9 protein-coding genes, 1 tRNA gene and 1 rRNA gene are annotated in these 17,621 nt (G+C 69.7%); 10 read left to right on the top strand and 1 reads right to left on the bottom strand.

The annotated features are described in order from the left end of the window. The 3 genes from rrf to ACZ4UV_RS47830 all read left to right on the top strand — a co-directional run. Window positions 1–93: ribosomal RNA gene (gene rrf / locus ACZ4UV_RS47840) — 5S ribosomal RNA — on the top strand; the annotation flags it as partial. A 113-nt stretch (window positions 94–206) separates the two neighbouring features. Next, window positions 207–869: a DegT/DnrJ/EryC1/StrS family aminotransferase gene (locus ACZ4UV_RS47835; protein WP_451018641.1), complete on the top strand. Its 663-nt coding sequence runs from the start codon at window positions 207–209 to the stop codon at window positions 867–869. A 76-nt stretch (window positions 870–945) separates the two neighbouring features. Next, window positions 946–1,018, top strand: a tRNA-Thr gene (locus ACZ4UV_RS47830). Between the two features lie 79 nt (window positions 1,019–1,097). Here the strand turns inward: ACZ4UV_RS47830 and ACZ4UV_RS47825 are convergent. Further along, entirely contained in the window at window positions 1,098–3,851 is a 2,754-nt protein-coding gene (locus ACZ4UV_RS47825) for a SpoIIE family protein phosphatase (protein WP_451018640.1), read from the bottom strand. Window positions 3,852–4,249: 398 nt separating this feature from the next. On the opposite strand from ACZ4UV_RS47825, the gene ACZ4UV_RS47820 reads away from it, so the two are divergent. The 7 genes from ACZ4UV_RS47820 to ACZ4UV_RS47790 all read left to right on the top strand — a co-directional run bounded on the left by ACZ4UV_RS47820 (window position 4,250) and on the right by ACZ4UV_RS47790 (window position 17,525). Then, window positions 4,250–9,703, top strand: coding sequence for a HAMP domain-containing protein (locus tag ACZ4UV_RS47820; RefSeq protein ID WP_451018639.1), 5,454 nt, complete (start codon window positions 4,250–4,252; stop codon window positions 9,701–9,703). A gap of 274 nt (window positions 9,704–9,977) precedes the next feature. Continuing rightward, window positions 9,978–10,661 carry a response regulator gene (locus ACZ4UV_RS47815; protein ID WP_451018638.1) on the top strand — a complete coding sequence of 228 codons (684 nt, stop codon included), beginning with the start codon at window positions 9,978–9,980 and terminating at the stop codon, window positions 10,659–10,661. Window positions 10,662–10,785: 124 nt separating this feature from the next. Continuing rightward, a complete protein-coding gene (locus ACZ4UV_RS47810; RefSeq protein WP_467848028.1) occupies window positions 10,786–13,533 on the top strand; it encodes a DNA translocase FtsK in 2,748 nt (915 codons plus the stop codon). 290 nt (window positions 13,534–13,823) lie between these two features. Then, window positions 13,824–14,666, top strand: coding sequence for a helix-turn-helix domain-containing protein (locus ACZ4UV_RS47805; protein WP_351484957.1), 843 nt, complete (start codon window positions 13,824–13,826; stop codon window positions 14,664–14,666). 92 nt (window positions 14,667–14,758) lie between these two features. After that, entirely contained in the window at window positions 14,759–16,231 is a 1,473-nt protein-coding gene (gene rimO / locus ACZ4UV_RS47800) for a 30S ribosomal protein S12 methylthiotransferase RimO (RefSeq protein WP_451018636.1), read from the top strand. Beyond that, the gene (gene pgsA, locus ACZ4UV_RS47795; protein ID WP_467848021.1) at window positions 16,228–16,983 is read left to right on the top strand and encodes a CDP-diacylglycerol--glycerol-3-phosphate 3-phosphatidyltransferase; all 756 of its coding nucleotides are present in this window, start codon (window positions 16,228–16,230) and stop codon (window positions 16,981–16,983) included. The genes rimO and pgsA overlap by 4 nt, the downstream gene beginning before the upstream one ends. Beyond that, window positions 16,980–17,525, top strand: coding sequence for a CinA family protein (locus ACZ4UV_RS47790; protein WP_467848015.1), 546 nt, complete (start codon window positions 16,980–16,982; stop codon window positions 17,523–17,525). Before pgsA ends, ACZ4UV_RS47790 begins: the two co-directional genes overlap by 4 nt. Window positions 17,526–17,621 lie beyond the last annotated feature (96 nt).

Genomic DNA, 17,621 nt, shown 5'->3' with positions numbered 1-17,621 from the left:
ACGCCCGGTTACATTCCGAACCCGGAAGCTAAGCCTCACAGCGCCGATGGTACTGCAGGGGGGACCCTGTGGGAGAGTAGGACACCGCCGAACAATCTTTGAAAGGGTTGGATCTGGAACTTCGGTTCCGGGTCCAGCCCTTTTTTGGTTTGCGTAACGTGTCGTTCACGTTCCGCGCCGAGCATCCCAGCATGGGTACTGCTGCAATGCTCAGGGCCGCCGGTGTCGGAGTCGGCGACGAGGTCATCGTGCCGGCCTTCGGGAACGTCGAAGTCGCCGAGGCCGTGACACTGGCCGGTGCGCTTCCGGTGTTCGCCGACATAGATCCGCTGACCTACTGCCTCGACGTGACGGCGGTCGAGGCGGCCATAACTGCCCGTTCCGCAGCGGTGGTTGTCGTACACCGGTTTGGACGGTGGGCCGACATCCGGCGGTTGCGCGAGCTGGGACAGCGGCACGGGCTGCTGGTGCTGGAGCAGGGCGAGTCCGAGGCTCCGTACGACGAGATCGCGCAGCGTCGGCAGCGGGCCTCGTATCTCGATGCGAAGCTGCGCGGTGTGCGGACGCCGGACGGTGGCGACGGGCACACCTACCAGCAGTACGTCGTGCGGGTGCCGGGGAACGGCCGGCCCGACCGGGACGCCTTCGCTCGGGCCCTGCGGGGCAAGGGAGTTGACTGCCGGGTGCCGGTGAAGACGCCGGTGCACCGACTGCCGGAATTCCGGCGCTGTGTCTCGCTGCCGGAAACGGAGGTGGCCGCCGACGAGACGCTGGCGCTGCCCGTGGACGCCGCGTTGACGAAGCGGGAGATGCAGCGGATCGTGTCCGCCTGCAATGCCCTCGGCGGACTGCTTCAGCCCGCCTTCTGAACGAGTTTGGGAACTCGGGCCTGTTCGGGGTACGATCTATTCCGTTGCCGCGGGGGAAACCCCGAAAAGGCAACAGGCCCCTATAGCTCAGTCGGCAGAGCGTCTCCATGGTAAGGAGAAGGTCAACGGTTCGATTCCGTTTGGGGGCTCAAGGAAGAAAAGTCCCGCCCTAAAGGGCGGGACTTTTTTGTGCTTCCTTCCGGTCGTTCCTTCCCGCGGTCCCCGCTCTCAGTCCTTCTGGAGACCGGGGACCCGCATCGCCAGGATCGCCATGTCGTCGGACGGGGCGTCCGACGCGAAGCGCTCCACCGCGCGCATGATGCGTGCGGCGACCGCGCCCGCCGTCAGGCCCGTGCAGGTCGTCAGGACGTCCGCGAGACCGTCGTCGCCGAGCATGCGCGTGCCCTCCCGGCGTTCCGTCACGCCGTCGGTGACGCAGAGGAGGACGTCGCCCGGGTCGAGGGTGACCGTCTGCTCGTACAGCTCCAGGTCCTCGATGACACCGAGGAGGGGCTGCGGCTCGGCGGCTGCCTCCACGGTGCCGTCCTGGCGCAGGCGCAGCGGGAGCGGGTGGCCGGCGCAGACGACCTTCATCTCCGCGCTGCCGTCCTCCTGGGGGCGCATCTCGCCGTACAGGAGGGTCAGGAAGCGGCTGCGGGCCCCCTCGTCCAGGATGGCCGAGTTGAGGCGCTCCAGGACCGCGGGACCGCTGAGGCCCTCCCGGGCGAGCAGGCGCAGTGCGTGCCGGGCGAGGCCCGTGACGGCGGCCGCGTTGGGGCCCGTACCGCAGACGTCGCCGATGGCGAAGCCGTACGCGTTGTCGGCGATCGGGAAGACGTCGTAGAAGTCGCCGCCGACCTCGTTGCCCTCGCCGGCCGCGCGGTAGATGACCTCGACCTCCATGCCCTCGATGTGCGGGGTGCCCGGGGGCAGGAGGCTGCGCTGGAGGGCCTGGCTGATGGCCGTGCGCTCCGAGTAGAGGCGGGCGTTGTCCAGGGCCAGGGCGGCCCGGCGGGACAGGTCCTCGGCCAGTTCCAGGATCTCCTGGCGGAAGTGTTCGTCGGTGGGCTTGCCGAGGGTGAGCATGCCGATGACGCGGTTGCGGGCGACCAGGGGGAGGACCACCGTCTCGCCGCCCACCGCGGAGGCGGTGGCGAGCGTCGGGCCGATGCCGGAGGAGACCTGGCGGGTGGGGCCACCGGTCAGGCCGAGGCTGCGCATCGAGCTGCGCAGGGCGGCCTGGTGGGCGTGCTCGCTGGGGGCGCTCCAGACCCGGGCGCCGGGCGTGGGTACCGGATCCGGCGGGGGCACCTTGGAGAGCAACGACTTGATGCCGTCGATGAGTTCCTCGTCCTCGTGCAGGACGTACGACAGGTACGGCTCGGAGGCCTGGTCGGCGATGGTGTAGACGGCGCACCAGGTGGCGAGGGTGGGGACCGTCATCTGGGCCATCAGGGCGAGGGTCTGGTCGCGGTCCAGGGTGCCGGCGAGCAGGTCGGAGGCCTCGACGAGGAAGCTGAGCGAGCCGCGGCGCAGCCGCTCCAGCTCGCCGAGGCGGGCCGACTCGACGGCCAGGGCGATGCGGTCGGCGGCGAACTGGAGGCGCAGCGCCTCCTCGTTGGAGTATCTGCCCGGTGCCTCGGCCGCGACGCCCAGGGAGCCGGTGAGGCGGCCCTCGACCTTCAGCGGGACCGTGACGACCGAGCGCATGCCGGTGCCGGCCAGGAGGGGGACCGCGCCGGGAACGGCCGCCAGATCGTCGTGTACGGCCGGCATGCGGGCCGAGCCGTAGCGGCCGGGGCCGGCTTCCACGGGCACGCGCGCGAAGCGCTGGCGGGCGGACGGGAGGCCGGTGGAGGCGCGGACCTCCAACTCGGTCTCGTCGTCGGTGGCGAGGAGCAGGAACGCGGAGTCGCCGTCGAGCATGTCGCGGGCGCGTTCGACGGTGCGCTGGAGGAGGCCGTCGAGGTCGTCCGGGGCCGGGGAGCCGATGAACACCTCGAAAGGGTCGCTGCTCTGGCCGTCGGAGGCGCCGCCGGCGTCGGAGGCGGGGACGCGCAACGGGGTCTGGAGGACGGCCCGTTCGTGGTCGCGTACGAGCAGGCAGACCGTGGAGGGCTCGCCGCCGGTGTCGCGGACTCTCAGGTGCGAGGCGTAGACGGAGGTCACGCGGCCGTCGGCGCCGCGGATGCCGTAGCTGCCCTCCCAGCGGGAGAGTTGGAGGGCCTCGGCGATGCCGGTGCCGGTGCCGGGGGTGTGCGGCCAGGCGGCGAGGTCGGTGAGCGGCTTGCCGGTGACCTCGGCGGCGGTGTGGCCGAAGATCTCCTCGGCGTCCTCGTTCCAGGCCGAGATGGAGCCCTTGCGGTCGATCTGGACGACCGCGACCCGGACCCGGCCGTCGGCGAGGGGCAGCAGGTCGGCGGGGAGGGAGGGGCCGGCCGCGCGGGTGCCCACGGGGCGTTCGGGGAGGTCGAGCTGGAACCAGACATTTTTGTGCGTGGACGTGTATTCGACACCCCAGCGGCTGGCGAGGGCCGCGCAGAGCTGGAGTCCGCGGCCGCCCTCGCGGTCGGGGCTGCCCATGTTGACGGGGGAGCCCTGGAGCGGGACCTCGCGTTCCGGGTAGCGGTCGGAGACCTCGATGCGCACCCCGTCGTCCGTGCGCAGGCACAGCACGTCGGCGTGGGTGCCGGCGTGCACCACCGCGTTGGTCACCAGTTCGCTGGTGAGGACCACGGCGTCGTCGACGACGTCCCCGAAGCCCCAGCCCTGGAGGGTGTCGCGGACGAAGGCCCGGGCGGTCGCGACCGATCGCCCGACGGGCTCGAAGCTGGCGGCCGCGCGCGCGGTGATCACAGAACTCCTCGACCGTGTCTCGACATGCGGGCTTGCCTGGCCGGGCTGGTGCCGCTGGTGCGGCATGCGCTCGCCCGAGGGCCGTGGCTCCGGGTTGTGTCCCCCGGGGATCACTCCGGTGGTCATGGTCTGCGGCCGCCCCTCCGAATGCCCGCTCGTTCTCGTGCCACCGCCCAGGCCGGACGGACCGGTGCGGCTGGACAGCCGCATGCAAGGTTACTTACCTTCGCCGTCCGAGCGGATGCCGGTCGCCAGTGTTTACGCCCCCAGGGTGTGCGGACGATGTGCGAAGCTGCCGAACTGTTATGGCCTGGTTCGGTGAGGGTGAAACACTGGGCAAGCTTGTGATGAAGGTCCGGTCAGCCCGAATGCGTTGCGTGTACGGCGGGCAGCAGCCCCTGGTGTGGCCGGATCTCGTCTGGCAGAAATACGCAGCAGTAACCGGTACGCCGGAGTAAGCGGTACGCCGGGTACGGCGGTGTCCGAGCACAGCAGTAACGGTCGACCCCTGCGGGAGGGACACAGTGGAGTCTGGCGCAGCGGCGCGGGGCACTAAAGCGCGCGCGAAGAGCGGACCGTCCCTGAGCAGGCAGCGGGGCGGTGACGGGACCACCGCGGTGGACACGGCTTCCCTGAACCGGCTGCTGGTGGCGCTGGTGGCGATGCGGGACGGCAACTTCCGCAAGCGGCTCACGGTGTCCGGGGACGGCGTGATGTCGGAGATCGCGGCGGTCTTCAACGAGGTGGCCGACCGCAATCTCCACCTCACGGGTGAGCTGTCACGGGTGCGGCGTGTCGTCGGACGTGAGGGAAAGCTCACTGAGCGGCTGGAGACGGGTGCCTGCGAAGGCTCCTGGGCGGCCGCGGTCGACAACTCCAACGCCCTCGTCGACGACCTGGTACGGCCGGTCTCCGAGGTGGGCCGGGTCCTGACGGCGGTGGCCGAGGGTGATCTGTCGCCGCGTATGGAGCTGCGGTCGCCGTCGCCGGACGGGGCCGGTCATCCGCTGCGCGGTGAGTTCCTGAAGGTCGGCCGGACCGTCAACAACCTGGTCGACCAGTTGTCGACGTTCACCGACGAGGTCACGCGTGTGGCCAGTGAGGTGGGCACCGAGGGCAAGCTGGGCGGTCAGGCCCGGGTGCGGGGTATGTCCGGTTCGTGGCGGGACCTCACGGACTCGGTGAACACGATGGCGTACCGGTTGACGGCACAGGTGCGGGACATCGCGCTGGTGACGACGGCGGTCGCCAAGGGCGACCTGTCACGGAAGGTCACGGTCCAGGTCGCCGGCGAGATGCTGGAGCTGAAGGAAACCGTCAACACGATGGTGGACCAGCTGTCGGCGTTCTCCTCCGAGGTGACCCGGGTCGCCCGTGAGGTGGGCACGGACGGCATCCTGGGCGGTCAGGCGCACGTGCCGGGGGTGGCGGGGACGTGGAAGGAGCTCACCGACTCCGTCAACACCATGGCCGGAAACCTGACGGCCCAGGTGCGCGGGATCTCGGAGGTGACCACCGCGGTCGCCAACGGTGACCTGTCGCGCAAGGTCACCGTTCCGGCGCGCGGTGAGGTCGCGCAGCTCGCCGAGACGATCAACCAGATGACCGAGACGCTGCGGATCTTCGCGGACGAGGTCACGCGTGTGGCCAACGAGGTCGGCGGCGAGGGGCGGCTGGGCGGGCAGGCGAACGTGCCGGGCGCGGCGGGTACCTGGAAGGACCTGACGGACTCCGTCAACACGGTGTTCCGGAACCTGACCACCCAGGTGCGCGACATCGCCGCCGTGACGACGGCGGTGGCCAACGGTGACCTGTCGCAGAAGGTCACCGTCGACGTGGCCGGCGAGATGCTGGAGCTGAAGAACACCGTCAACGGCATGGTCGACCAACTGTCGTCGTTCGGTGCCGAGGTCACCCGGGTGGCCCGGGAGATCGGGGTCGAGGGTGAGCTGGGCGGCCAGGCGCAGGTGCCCGGAGCCGCCGGTACCTGGAAGGACCTGACCGACTCCGTCAACACCGCGTTCCGCAACCTCACCGGCCAGGTCCGCAACATCGCCCAGGTGACGACGGCGGTGGCCAACGGTGATCTGTCGCAGAAGGTCACGGTCGACGTCTCCGGCGAGATGCTGAAGCTGAAGAACACCGTGAACACGATGGTGGACCAGCTCTCCAGCTTCGCCGACCAGGTGACGCGGATGGCCAGGGACGTGGGCACCGAGGGCCGGCTGGGCGGTCAGGCGCGCGTGGACGGCGTCTCGGGCACCTGGAAGGAGCTGACGGACTCCGTCAACTTCATGGCCGGCAACCTGACCTCCCAGGTGCGGCAGATCGCCCAGGTGACGACGGCGGTGGCGCGGGGCGACCTGTCCCAGAAGATCGACGTCGACGCGCGAGGCGAGATCCTCGAACTGAAGAACACGATCAACACGATGGTCGACCAGCTGTCCGCCTTCGCCGACCAGGTCACCAAGGTGGCCCGCGAGGTGGGTACGGAGGGACGGCTGGGCGGTCAGGCGCAGGTGCCCGGCGTGGCCGGTGTGTGGCGGGACCTGACGGACTCGGTGAACGGCATGGCCGGCAACCTGACGGCCCAGGTGCGCAACATCGCCCAGGTCGCCACCGCGGTGGCCCGCGGTGACCTCTCCCAGAAGATCACCGTGGACGCGCGCGGTGAGATCCAGGAACTGAAGAACACCCTGAACACGATGGTCGACCAGCTGTCGTCGTTCGCCCAGGAGGTCACGCGCGTGGCGCGTGAGGTGGGCACCGAGGGCATCCTGGGCGGCCAGGCCGAGGTGCAGGGGGTCGCGGGCACCTGGAAGGACCTCACCCAGTCCGTGAACTTCATGGCGAACAACCTGACCATCCAGGTGCGCAACATCGCCGAGGTCACGACCGCGGTCGCCAAGGGCGACCTGTCGAAGAAGATCACTGTTGACGCGAAGGGCGAGATCCTCGAGCTCGTCACGACGGTCAACACCATGGTCGACCAGCTGTCGAGCTTCGCGGAGCAGGTGACCCGGGTGGCCCGTGAGGTGGGCACCGAGGGCATCCTGGGCGGTCAGGCGAGGGTTCCGGGTGTCACGGGCATCTGGAAGGACCTCAGCAACAACGTGAACCAGATGGCCAACAACCTGACCATGCAGGTGCGGAACATCTCCCAGGTCTCCGCGGCGGTCGCCAACGGCGACCTGACCCGGCAGGTCACCATCGAGGCGAGCGGTGAGGTGGCCCAGCTCGCCGACACCATCAACCAGATGGTGAAGACCCTGAGTTCGTTCGCCGACCAGGTCACGAAGGTGGCCCGCGAGGTGGGCACGGACGGCATCCTGGGCGGTCAGGCGCACGTACCGGGTGTGGCGGGTACGTGGAAGGACCTCACCGAGTCGGTGAACCAGATGGCGTCCAACCTGACCGGCCAGGTGCGCAACATCGCGATGGTCACCACGGCCATCGCGAAGGGCGACCTGACCAAGAAGATCGACATTGACGCGCGCGGTGAGATCCTCGAGCTCAAGACGACGATCAACACGATGGTCGATCAGCTGTCGAGCTTCGCCGAGGAGGTCACCCGGGTGGCCCGCGAGGTGGGCACCGAGGGGGCGCTCGGCGGGCAGGCGCGCGTGCGTGACGTGGACGGCACCTGGCGCGACCTCACCGAGTCAGTGAACGAGATGGCCGGGAACCTGACCCGGCAGGTGCGTGCCATCGCGCGCGTGGCGACCGCGGTGACCCGCGGCGACCTGAACCTGAAGATCGACGTGGACGCGTCCGGCGAGATCCAGGAACTCCAGGACTACATCAACAAGATGATCGCCAACCTGCGTGACACCACGGTGGCCAACCAGGAGCAGGACTGGCTCAAGGGCAACCTGGCCCGGATCTCCGCGCTGATGCAGGGCCGCCGCGACCTGGTGGACGTGGCCTCCCTGATCATGAGCGAGCTGACGCCGGTGGTGACCGCCCAGCACGGCGCGTTCTTCCTGGCGATGCCGCTGGTCGACGGCAAGGACATGAACGCCGAGAACGAGGACGCGTACGAACTGCGCATGCTCGGGTCGTACGGCTACTCGATGGGCTCCATGCCGACGTCGTTCCGGCCCGGTGAGGCGCTGATCGGGACCGCCGCCCAGGAGAAGCGGACGATCCTGGTGGAGAAGGCGCCGACCGGTTACCTGAAGATCTCCTCCGGGCTCGGCGAGGCCCCGCCGGCGCAGGTGATCGTGTTGCCGGTGCTGTTCGAGGGCAAGGTGCTCGGCGTGATCGAGCTGGCCTCCTTCACGCCGTTCACGCAGATCCAGAAGGACTTCCTCAACCAGATCGCCGAGATGATCGCGACCAGCGTCAACACCATCTCCGTCAACACCAAGACCGAGGTGCTGCTGAAGCAGTCGCAGGAGCTGACCGAGCAACTCCAGGAGCGGTCGGCCGAGCTGGAGAACCGGCAGAAGGCCCTCCAGGCGTCCAACGCCGAACTGGAGGAGAAGGCCGAGCTGCTGGCCCAGCAGAACCGGGACATCGAGGTGAAGAACACCGAGATCGAGGAGGCCCGGCAGGTCCTGGAGGAGCGCGCCGAGCAACTCGCCGTCTCCATGCGCTACAAGAGCGAGTTCCTCGCCAACATGTCGCACGAGCTGCGCACTCCGCTCAACTCGCTGCTGATCCTGGCCAAGCTGCTCGCCGACAACGCCGAGGGCAATCTGTCGCCGAAGCAGGTGGAGTTCGCCGAGACCATCCACGGCGCCGGATCCGACCTGCTCCAGCTGATCAACGACATCCTGGACCTGTCGAAGGTCGAGGCGGGCAAGATGGACGTCTCCCCGACGCGGATCGCCCTCGTCCAGCTCGTGGACTACGTGGAGGCCACCTTCCGGCCGCTGACCGCGGAGAAGGGCCTCGACCTGTCGGTGCGGGTCTCGCCGGAGCTGCCCGCCACCCTGCACACGGACGAGCAGCGGCTCCTCCAGGTGCTGCGCAACCTGCTGTCCAACGCGGTGAAGTTCACCGACTCCGGCTCGGTGGAGCTGGTGATCCGGCCGGCGAGCGGCGATGTCCCGGTGGGGATCAGGGAGCAGCTCCTGGAGGCCGGTTCGCTCAGTGATCCGGACGCGCCGCTGATCGCGTTCTCGGTGACGGACACGGGCATCGGTATCGCGGCCAGCAAGATGCGGGTGATCTTCGAGGCGTTCAAGCAGGCCGACGGCACGACCAGCCGCAAGTACGGCGGTACGGGCCTCGGGCTGTCGATCTCGCGGGAGATCGCGCAGCTTCTGGGCGGTGAGATTTACGCGCAGAGCGAGCCGGGCCGCGGCTCCACGTTCACGCTGTACCTGCCGCTGCACCCCAGCGAGCTGCCGCCGCAGGGCTACCAGCAGTCCGTGCCCCAGCTGGAGGCCGGGGACCTGGTCGCCTCGCACCACGCCCTGGAGCTGTCCGGCGTGGAGATCGAGACGCCGGCCGAGGTGAAGTCGTACCAGGAGACCCAGAACGGTGCCGCGGCGCTCTTCCGGCGCCGTCGCCGGGGGGCTCCGGTGGCGGAGGCGTGGCCGGTGCTCGCGGAGCAGGAGGCGACGTCTCCGCAGCCGCGCCGGGGCATGCGGTTCGGCGGTGAGAAGGTGCTGATCGTCGACGACGACATCCGCAACGTCTTCGCGCTCACCAGCGTCCTGGAGCAGCACGGCCTGTCGGTGCTGTACGCCGAGAACGGCCGGGAGGGCATCGAGGTCCTGGAACAGCACGACGATGTCGCGGTCGTGCTGATGGACATCATGATGCCCGAGATGGACGGCTATGCGACGACCAACGCGATCCGCCGGATGCCGCAGTTCGCCGGGCTGCCGATCATCGCGCTCACCGCGAAGGCGATGAAGGGCGACCGGGAGAAGGCCATCGAGTCGGGCGCCTCCGACTACGTCACCAAGCCGGTCGACCCCGATCACCTTCTGGCGGTGATGGAGCAGTGGATGCGCGGGGAGTGACGGGAACGGTCAGGCGTGATGTGAACGTTGTGGGAACGTTCCGTGTGCGCGGGGAGTTGCTGACTCACGGTGGCGGAACCCGTGTAGAAGTGCGGGATTGGGGGAACCTTCTGGTCTCCGGCTGCGTTTCTGCTACGTGCACAGTGACATCGCGGTGACAGGGTGTGGCGACAGGCGGGGTGCGGCTACCATGACCGGCACAAGGACGGGCGGCGAAAGGGAGTCGTCCCCTGGGGCGGCGCCCGGTGCACATCCGGGGCGAGGAGGGCGGGCCATGGTGCAGAAGGCCAAGATCCTCCTGGTCGATGACCGGCCGGAGAATCTGCTGGCGCTGGAGGCCATCCTCTCTGCGCTCGATCAGACACTGGTGCGGGCATCGTCCGGGGAGGAAGCGCTCAAGGCACTGCTCACGGACGACTTCGCGGTGATTCTGCTGGACGTCCAGATGCCGGGCATGGACGGTTTCGAGACCGCGGCGCACATCAAGCGGCGGGAGCGGACCCGGGACATTCCGATCATCTTCCTCACGGCCATCAACCACGGTCCGCACCACACGTTCCGGGGCTACGCCGCGGGCGCGGTCGACTACATCTCCAAGCCCTTCGACCCGTGGGTGCTGCGCGCCAAGGTCTCGGTGTTCGTCGAGCTGTACATGAAGAACTGCCAGCTGCGCGAGCAGGCGGCGCTGCTGCGGCTCCAGTTGGAGGGCGGCGGCAAGGGCGGCGCGGTGGCCGGCAAGGAGTCCGCGGGGCTGCTCGCGGAGCTGTCGGCCCGGCTCGCGGCCGTCGAGGAGCAGGCCGAGGCGCTGTCCAAGCAGCTCGACGACGAGTCCGCGGACGCGGCTGCGGTGGCCACGGCGGCCCACCTGGAGCGCAAACTCACCGGCCTGCGCCGGGCGCTCGACGCCCTCGAACCGGGCACGGGCGGCGCCACGCCGCCGCTCCCGTCGCAGAACTGACCGCGACCGCGGACGCAGTTGCCCATGAGCGTGCGTCAGTTCCGCGCCCCGCGAAGGGCGACACGAACGGGTGAAGCAGTGGGCACACGTGTCCCCTGTCGCATCCCCCGGTAACCTCACACCCATGGCCTCACGTCCCTCGGCAGCCAAGAAGCAGCCCGCGAAGAAGGCCGCTCCCTCGAAGGCTCCGGCGAAGAGGGCCGCCGCGAAGAAAGCCCCGGCCAAGAAGGCGCCCGCCAAGAGGACCGCGGCGAAGAAGTCCGCGCCGGCACCCAAGCCGGCGCCCAGCCCCACCGGGGGCGTGTACCGCCTGGTGCGCGCCCTCTGGCTCGGCGTCGCGCACGCCGTCGGCGCCGTCTTCCGCGGCATAGGACAGGGAGCCAAGAACCTGGACCCGGCCCACCGCAAGGACGGCATCGCCCTGCTCCTGCTCGGGATCGCCCTGATCGTCGCCGCCGGGACCTGGGCCGACCTGCGCGGGCCGGTCGGCGACCTGGTCGAGATCCTCGTCACCGGCGCCTTCGGCCGCCTCGACCTGCTGGTGCCGATACTGCTCGCGACGATCGCCGTACGGTTCATGCGCCACCCCGAGCAGCAGGACGCCAACGGGCGGATCGTGATCGGCCTGTCGGCGCTGGTCATCGGCGTGCTCGGCCAGGTGCACATCGCCTGCGGCTCGCCCGCCCGCAGCGACGGCATGCAGGGCATAAGGGACGCCGGCGGCCTCATCGGCTGGGCGGCGGCCACCCCGCTGACGTACACCATGACCGAAGTCCTCGCCGTACCCCTGCTGGTACTGCTCACGATCTTCGGGCTGCTCGTCGTCACCGCGACCCCGGTGAACGCCATTCCGCAGCGGCTGCGGGCACTCGGCGCGCGCCTCGGGCTGCTGCACGACCCCGAGCCCGACGACGGGTACCAGGAGTACAGCGAGGACGACGAACGCTACGACGAGCAGTGGCGCCAGGCACTGCCCGCGCGCCCCCGCAGGCGCTCCGGCGCCCCCCAGGAGTACGACCCCGACAGCGCCGAGCAGGAGGCCCTCGCCAAGCGCCGGGGCCGCCCGCGCCGCTCCGCCGTGCCACAGCCCGAGCTGGGCCGCCGGATGGACGCCGTGGACGTCGCGGCGGCCGCCGCGGCCGCGCTTGACGGCGCCGTCCTGCACGGCATGCCGCCCTCGCCGCTCGTCGCCGACCTCACCCAGGGCGTCAGCGTCGGCGACCGCGAGGACACCACCCCCACGCCCGTGCCGGCACCGAGCCCGAGCCCGGTCCCGGCCGCGCGGCCCAAGCAGGAGAAACTCAAGGTCGAGCCGGTCGTCGCGGACCTGACCAAACCGGCGCCCGAGGAGCCCCGCGACCTGCCCCCGCGCGCCGAGCAGCTCCAGCTCTCCGGCGACATCACCTACTCGCTGCCGTCGCTCGACCTCCTCACCCGCGGCGGCCCGGGCAAGGCGCGCAGCGAGGCCAACGACCGGGTGGTCGCCTCGCTCACCAACGTCTTCTCCGAGTTCAAGGTCGACGCGGCCGTCACCGGTTTCACCCGCGGCCCGACGGTCACCCGCTACGAGGTCGAGCTCGGCCCCGCCGTGAAGGTCGAGCGGATCACCGCGCTCACCAAGAACATCGCGTACGCCGTCGCCAGCCCGGACGTGCGGATCATCAGCCCGATCCCCGGCAAGTCCGCGGTCGGCATCGAGATCCCCAACACCGACCGCGAGATGGTCAACCTCGGGGACGTGCTGCGGCTCGCCGAGTCCGCCGAGGACGACGACCCGATGCTGGTCGCCTTCGGCAAGGACGTCGAGGGCGGCTACGTCATGCACTCGCTGGCGAAGATGCCGCACATGCTCGTCGCCGGCGCCACCGGCTCCGGCAAGTCGTCCTGCATCAACTGCCTGATCACCTCGGTCATGATGCGGGCGACCCCGGAGGACGTGCGGATGGTCCTGGTCGACCCGAAGCGCGTCGAGCTGACCGCCTACGAGGGCATCCCGCACCTGATCACGCCGATCATCACCAACCCGAAGCGGGCCGCCGAGGCGCTCCAGTGGGTCGTGCGCGAGATGGACCTGCGCTACGACGACCTGGCCGCCTTCGGGTTCCGGCACATCGACGACTTCAACAGGGCGATCCGCGAGGGCAAGGTCAAGCTGCCCGAGGGCAGCGAGCGGGAGCTGCAGCCGTACCCGTACCTGCTGGTGATCGTCGACGAGCTGGCCGACCTGATGATGGTCGCCCCGCGCGACGTCGAGGACGCGATCGTGCGCATCACGCAGCTCGCACGCGCGGCCGGCATCCACCTGGTGCTCGCCACCCAGCGCCCGTCGGTCGACGTGGTCACCGGTCTCATCAAGGCGAACGTGCCCTCCCGGCTCGCCTTCGCCACCTCCTCGCTCGCCGACAGCCGCGTCATCCTCGACCAGCCCGGCGCCGAGAAACTCATCGGCAAGGGCGACGGACTCTTCCTGCCGATGGGGGCGAACAAGCCGACCCGTATGCAGGGCGCGTTCGTCACCGAGGAGGAGGTCGCCGTCGTCGTCCAGCACTGCAAGGACCAGATGGCGCCGGTCTTCCGGGACGACGTCACCGTGGGCAGCAAGCAGAAGAAGGAGATCGACGAGGACATCGGCGACGACCTCGACCTGCTCTGCCAGGCCGCTGAGCTGGTCGTCTCCACCCAGTTCGGTTCCACGTCCATGCTCCAGCGCAAGCTGCGCGTCGGCTTCGCCAAGGCCGGCCGGCTCATGGACCTCATGGAGTCGCGCGGTGTGGTCGGGCCGAGCGAGGGGTCCAAGGCGCGCGACGTTCTGGTAAAACCTGATGAGCTGGACGGGGTGCTTGCTGTGATCCGCGGGGAGTCCGAGGGGTAGACCTGAGGGGTAGACCTGTCCGAGGGCTACGGGCGTCTGCGGGCCGGGTGGAGTCATCGCCGTGATCCACCCGTTAGGGACCGTCGGGCAACCGTTTCCCTTTGACGTACGTCAAGTTGAGCGAGAGGAAAGGTGTGTACCCCATTCTGGGGCGCGCACCTGACCCGTCATCGGGATGTCGGGCCATACCGATGGCGTACAAAGTCGTACCGCCCGGTTGCCTCACCCTTTTGTACCCCCCATAGACTGAACCTCCAGCACAGGTGGCTACACGCTCGAAAGGCGCCCCCGTGTCCATCGGCAGCAACTCCCCTGAAGACGAGCGTCCGTTCCCAGACGTGTCCGAGGAAAACCGCCCCTCCGTAGGCCGAGCCCTCAAGCAGGCCCGCATCGCCGCCGGGCTGACCGTCGACGACATCAGCGGGAGCACCCGGGTCCGTATCGCCATCGTGCACGCCATCGAGGCCGACGACTTCGCCCCCTGCGGCGGCGACGTCTACGCCCGCGGGCACATCCGGACCCTGGCGAAGGCCGTCGGTCTCGACCCCGAGCCGCTGCTCGCGCAGTTCGCGGCGGAGCACGGTGGTGGGCGGCCCGCGCCGACGCCCGCCGCGCCGCTGTTCGAGGCGGAACGTATCCGCCCCGAGCGGCGCGGACCCAACTGGACGGCGGCCATGGTCGCCGCGATCGTCGTCGTGATCGGTTTCGTCGGCTTCACCGCCTTCAAGGGCGGCGACGGCGACGACGCCAAGCAGTCGGTCGCCGAGGGCCCCGCCCCGACGACCAGCAAGCCGGTCTCGCCGACCCCGAAGGAGAGCAAGCCCGGCAAGACCCCCGAGCCCTCCGACAGCGCGATCGCCGCCGCGCCCCAGGACAAGGTCACCGTCCAGGTCAGCGCGGTCAACGGACGCAGCTGGATCTCGGCCAAGGACCACAACGGCCGGATGCTCTTCGACGGGCTCCTGAAGAAGGGCGACTCCAAGACCTTCCAGGACAGCTCCAAGATCAACCTGATCCTCGGCGACGCCGGAGCCATCCAGCTCTACGTCAACGGCAAGAAGATCGAGGACCAGTTCCGGCCGGGCGCGGTGGAGCGTCTGACGTACACCAAGGGCGACCCAGAAGTCGGATAATCGTTCGGATCATGCACGTACACAAGGGGTTGGCCATGATCGGCCAGCCCCTTCGACGTGGGCTGTCAGTCAGACAAAGTAGTCTTGAGCCCATGCCTGAACGCCGTACCGTCGCACTCGTCACTCTCGGCTGCGCCCGTAACGAGGTGGACTCGGAGGAGCTCGCAGGCCGTTTGGAGGCGGACGGCTGGCAGCTCGTCGAGGACGCATCGGACGCGGATGTCGCCGTCGTCAACACCTGTGGATTCGTCGAGGCCGCCAAGAAGGACTCGGTCGACGCCCTCCTGGAGGCCAACGACCTCAAGGGGCACGGCAGAACCCAGGCCGTCGTGGCGGTGGGCTGCATGGCCGAGCGGTACGGCAAGGAGCTCGCCGAGGCGCTGCCCGAGGCGGACGGCGTGCTCGGCTTCGACGACTACTCCGACATCTCCGACCGCCTGCAGACCATCCTGAACGGCGGCATCCACGCCTCGCACACCCCGCGCGACCGCCGCAAGCTGCTGCCCATCAGCCCCGCCGAGCGGCAGGACTCGGCCGCCGCGGTGGCGCTCCCGGGGCACGGCCCGGCCGACCTCCCCGAGGGCGTCGCGCCCGCCTCCGGCCCGCGTGCGCCCCTGCGCCGCCGCCTGGACGGCGCCCCCGTCGCCTCGGTCAAGCTCGCCTCCGGCTGCGACCGGCGCTGCTCCTTCTGCGCCATCCCGTCCTTCCGCGGCTCCTTCATCTCACGGCGCCCGAGCGACGTGCTGAACGAGACCCGGTGGCTGGCCGAGCAGGGCGTGAAGGAGATCATGCTGGTCTCCGAGAACAACACCTCCTACGGCAAGGACCTCGGCGACATCCGCCTCCTGGAGTCCCTGCTGCCCGAGCTGGCCGAGGTGGACGGCGTCGAGCGGGTGCGGGTCAGCTACCTCCAGCCCGCCGAGATGCGCCCCGGCCTGATCGACGTGCTGACCTCCACCCCGAAGGTCGTCCCGTACTTCGACCTGTCCTTCCAGCACTCCGCCCCGGGCGTGCTGCGGGCCATGCGCCGCTTCGGCGACACCGACCGCTTCCTGGAGCTCCTCGACACCATCCGGAGCAAGGCGCCGCAGGCCGGCGTCCGCTCCAACTTCATCGTCGGCTTCCCCGGCGAGTCCGAGTCCGATCTCGGCGAGCTGGAGCGCTTCCTGAACGGCGCGCGCCTGGACGCCATCGGTGTCTTCGGCTACTCCGACGAGGAGGGCACCGAGGCGGCCACGTACGAGAACAAGCTCGCCGAGGAGGTCGTGGCCGAGCGTCTCGGGCACATTTCCCGGCTCGCCGAGGAGCTCGTCTCGCAGCGGGCCGAGGAGCGCCTCGGCGAGACCGTGCACGTCCTCGTGGAGTCCGTGGACGACGAGGACGGCGTCCACGGCCGGGCGGCCCACCAGGCGCCCGAGACGGACGGCCAGGTGCTGCTCACCAGCGGCGCGGGACTGCGCGTCGGCCGTATGGTCGAGGCGAAGGTGGTCGGTACGGAAGGTGTCGACCTGGTGGCCGAGCCGTTGCAGGGCTCGCCCGCATGGAGTGAGGAGGCCGGCAGATGACCGGAGTCCCGGCGTCCGCCGCGGGCGGCTCCTCCGGCGCGCACGGCGCCCCGGGCTCCGCCGCCACCTCCGGTGCCGCCCCGGACCCCGGTTCCCGTGACTCCGGCGCCCGCGACGGCGAGCGGCCCGCGCGCGGCGGGAAGATCGCCGCTGCCGCCGTCAACCAGGCCAGCCTGTGGAACGTCGCCAATCTGCTGACCATGCTCCGGCTGGTCCTGGTGCCCGGCTTCGTCGCGCTGATGCTGGCCGGCGGCGGATACGACCCGGCGTGGCGTTCGCTCGCCTGGGCGGCCTTCGCCATCGCCATGATCACCGACCTGTTCGACGGGCATCTGGCACGCACCTACAACCTCGTCACCGACTTCGGGAAGATCGCCGATCCCATCGCCGACAAGGCGATCATGGGGGCGGCGCTGATCTGCCTGTCCGGGCTGGGCGATCTGCCCTGGTGGGTGACGATCGTGATCCTCGCCCGGGAACTCGGCATCACGCTGATGCGTTTCGTGGTCATCCGCTACGGCGTGATCCCGGCCAGCCGCGGCGGCAAGCTCAAGACCCTCACCCAGGGCGTGGCCGTCGGGATGTACGTGCTGGCACTGACGGGGTGGCTGGCGACCCTGAGGTTCTGGGTGATGGCCGCGGCCGTCGTCCTGACCGTCGTCACCGGCCTCGACTATGTGAGACAGGCCATTGTGCTGCGGCGGCACGGAATCGCCGAGCGCGCGACAGCGTCGGAGGAGACGGAAGAGTGAATTCCACGGCCGCCGAACTGGTGCGACTACTGACGGTGAGGGGTGAGACCCTGGCTGTCGCCGAGTCGCTGACCGGCGGCCTGGTCGCGGCGGAGATCACGACGGTGCCGGGAGCGTCCAAGGCGTTCCGGGGCTCCGTCACCGCCTACGCCACCGAGCTGAAGCACCGCCTGCTGGGCGTCGACGCCACCCTGCTGGCGCAGCGGGGCGCGGTGGATCCGCAGGTCGCGGCCCAGATGGCCGCCGGAGTACGCAAGGCGCTGGGTGCCGACTGGGGCCTCGCGACCACCGGAGTCGCCGGACCGGAACCGCAGGACGGCCAACCGGTCGGGACGGTCTTCGTGGCCGTGGACGGGCCGTTCGGCCCTGGTTCCGGTTCCGCCGCTGGCGGAAAAGTGGAGGCCCTGCGGTTGAACGGCGACCGCGCGGAAATTCGTAGAGAGAGTGTACGGAGCGTACTCGCACTGCTTCTGAGGGAGCTTGCGAGCGAACAGACCGGGAATGAGCGGACACAGGATACGGAACAGAACGGGGGGTTTTGATGTTTGCAGCCCTGAGTGAACACGACATCGCTCCCCGCACGGCCGCGGCGCAAGGCGGTACGGTGGGGCGTGAAGGATGCGGCTACGCGGTCCGAG

Source organism: Streptomyces sp. NPDC028289, assembly GCF_055565975.1.
This window is presented reverse-complemented; position numbering and strand designations above follow the sequence as displayed.

What these genes read in the sequence shown, in the direction of transcription:
- ACZ4UV_RS47835 (WP_451018641.1), top strand. Translation starts at nt 207, where the DNA reads ATGCTCAGGGCCGCCGGTGTCGGAGTCGGCGACGAGGTCATCGTGCCG.
- ACZ4UV_RS47825 (WP_451018640.1), bottom strand. Translation starts at nt 3,851, where the DNA reads ATGACCACCGGAGTGATCCCCGGGGGACACAACCCGGAGCCACGGCCC.
- rimO (WP_451018636.1), top strand. Translation starts at nt 14,759, where the DNA reads ATGCCTGAACGCCGTACCGTCGCACTCGTCACTCTCGGCTGCGCCCGT.
- pgsA (WP_467848021.1), top strand. Translation starts at nt 16,228, where the DNA reads ATGACCGGAGTCCCGGCGTCCGCCGCGGGCGGCTCCTCCGGCGCGCAC.
- ACZ4UV_RS47810 (WP_467848028.1), top strand. Translation starts at nt 10,786, where the DNA reads ATGGCCTCACGTCCCTCGGCAGCCAAGAAGCAGCCCGCGAAGAAGGCC.
- ACZ4UV_RS47815 (WP_451018638.1), top strand. Translation starts at nt 9,978, where the DNA reads ATGGTGCAGAAGGCCAAGATCCTCCTGGTCGATGACCGGCCGGAGAAT.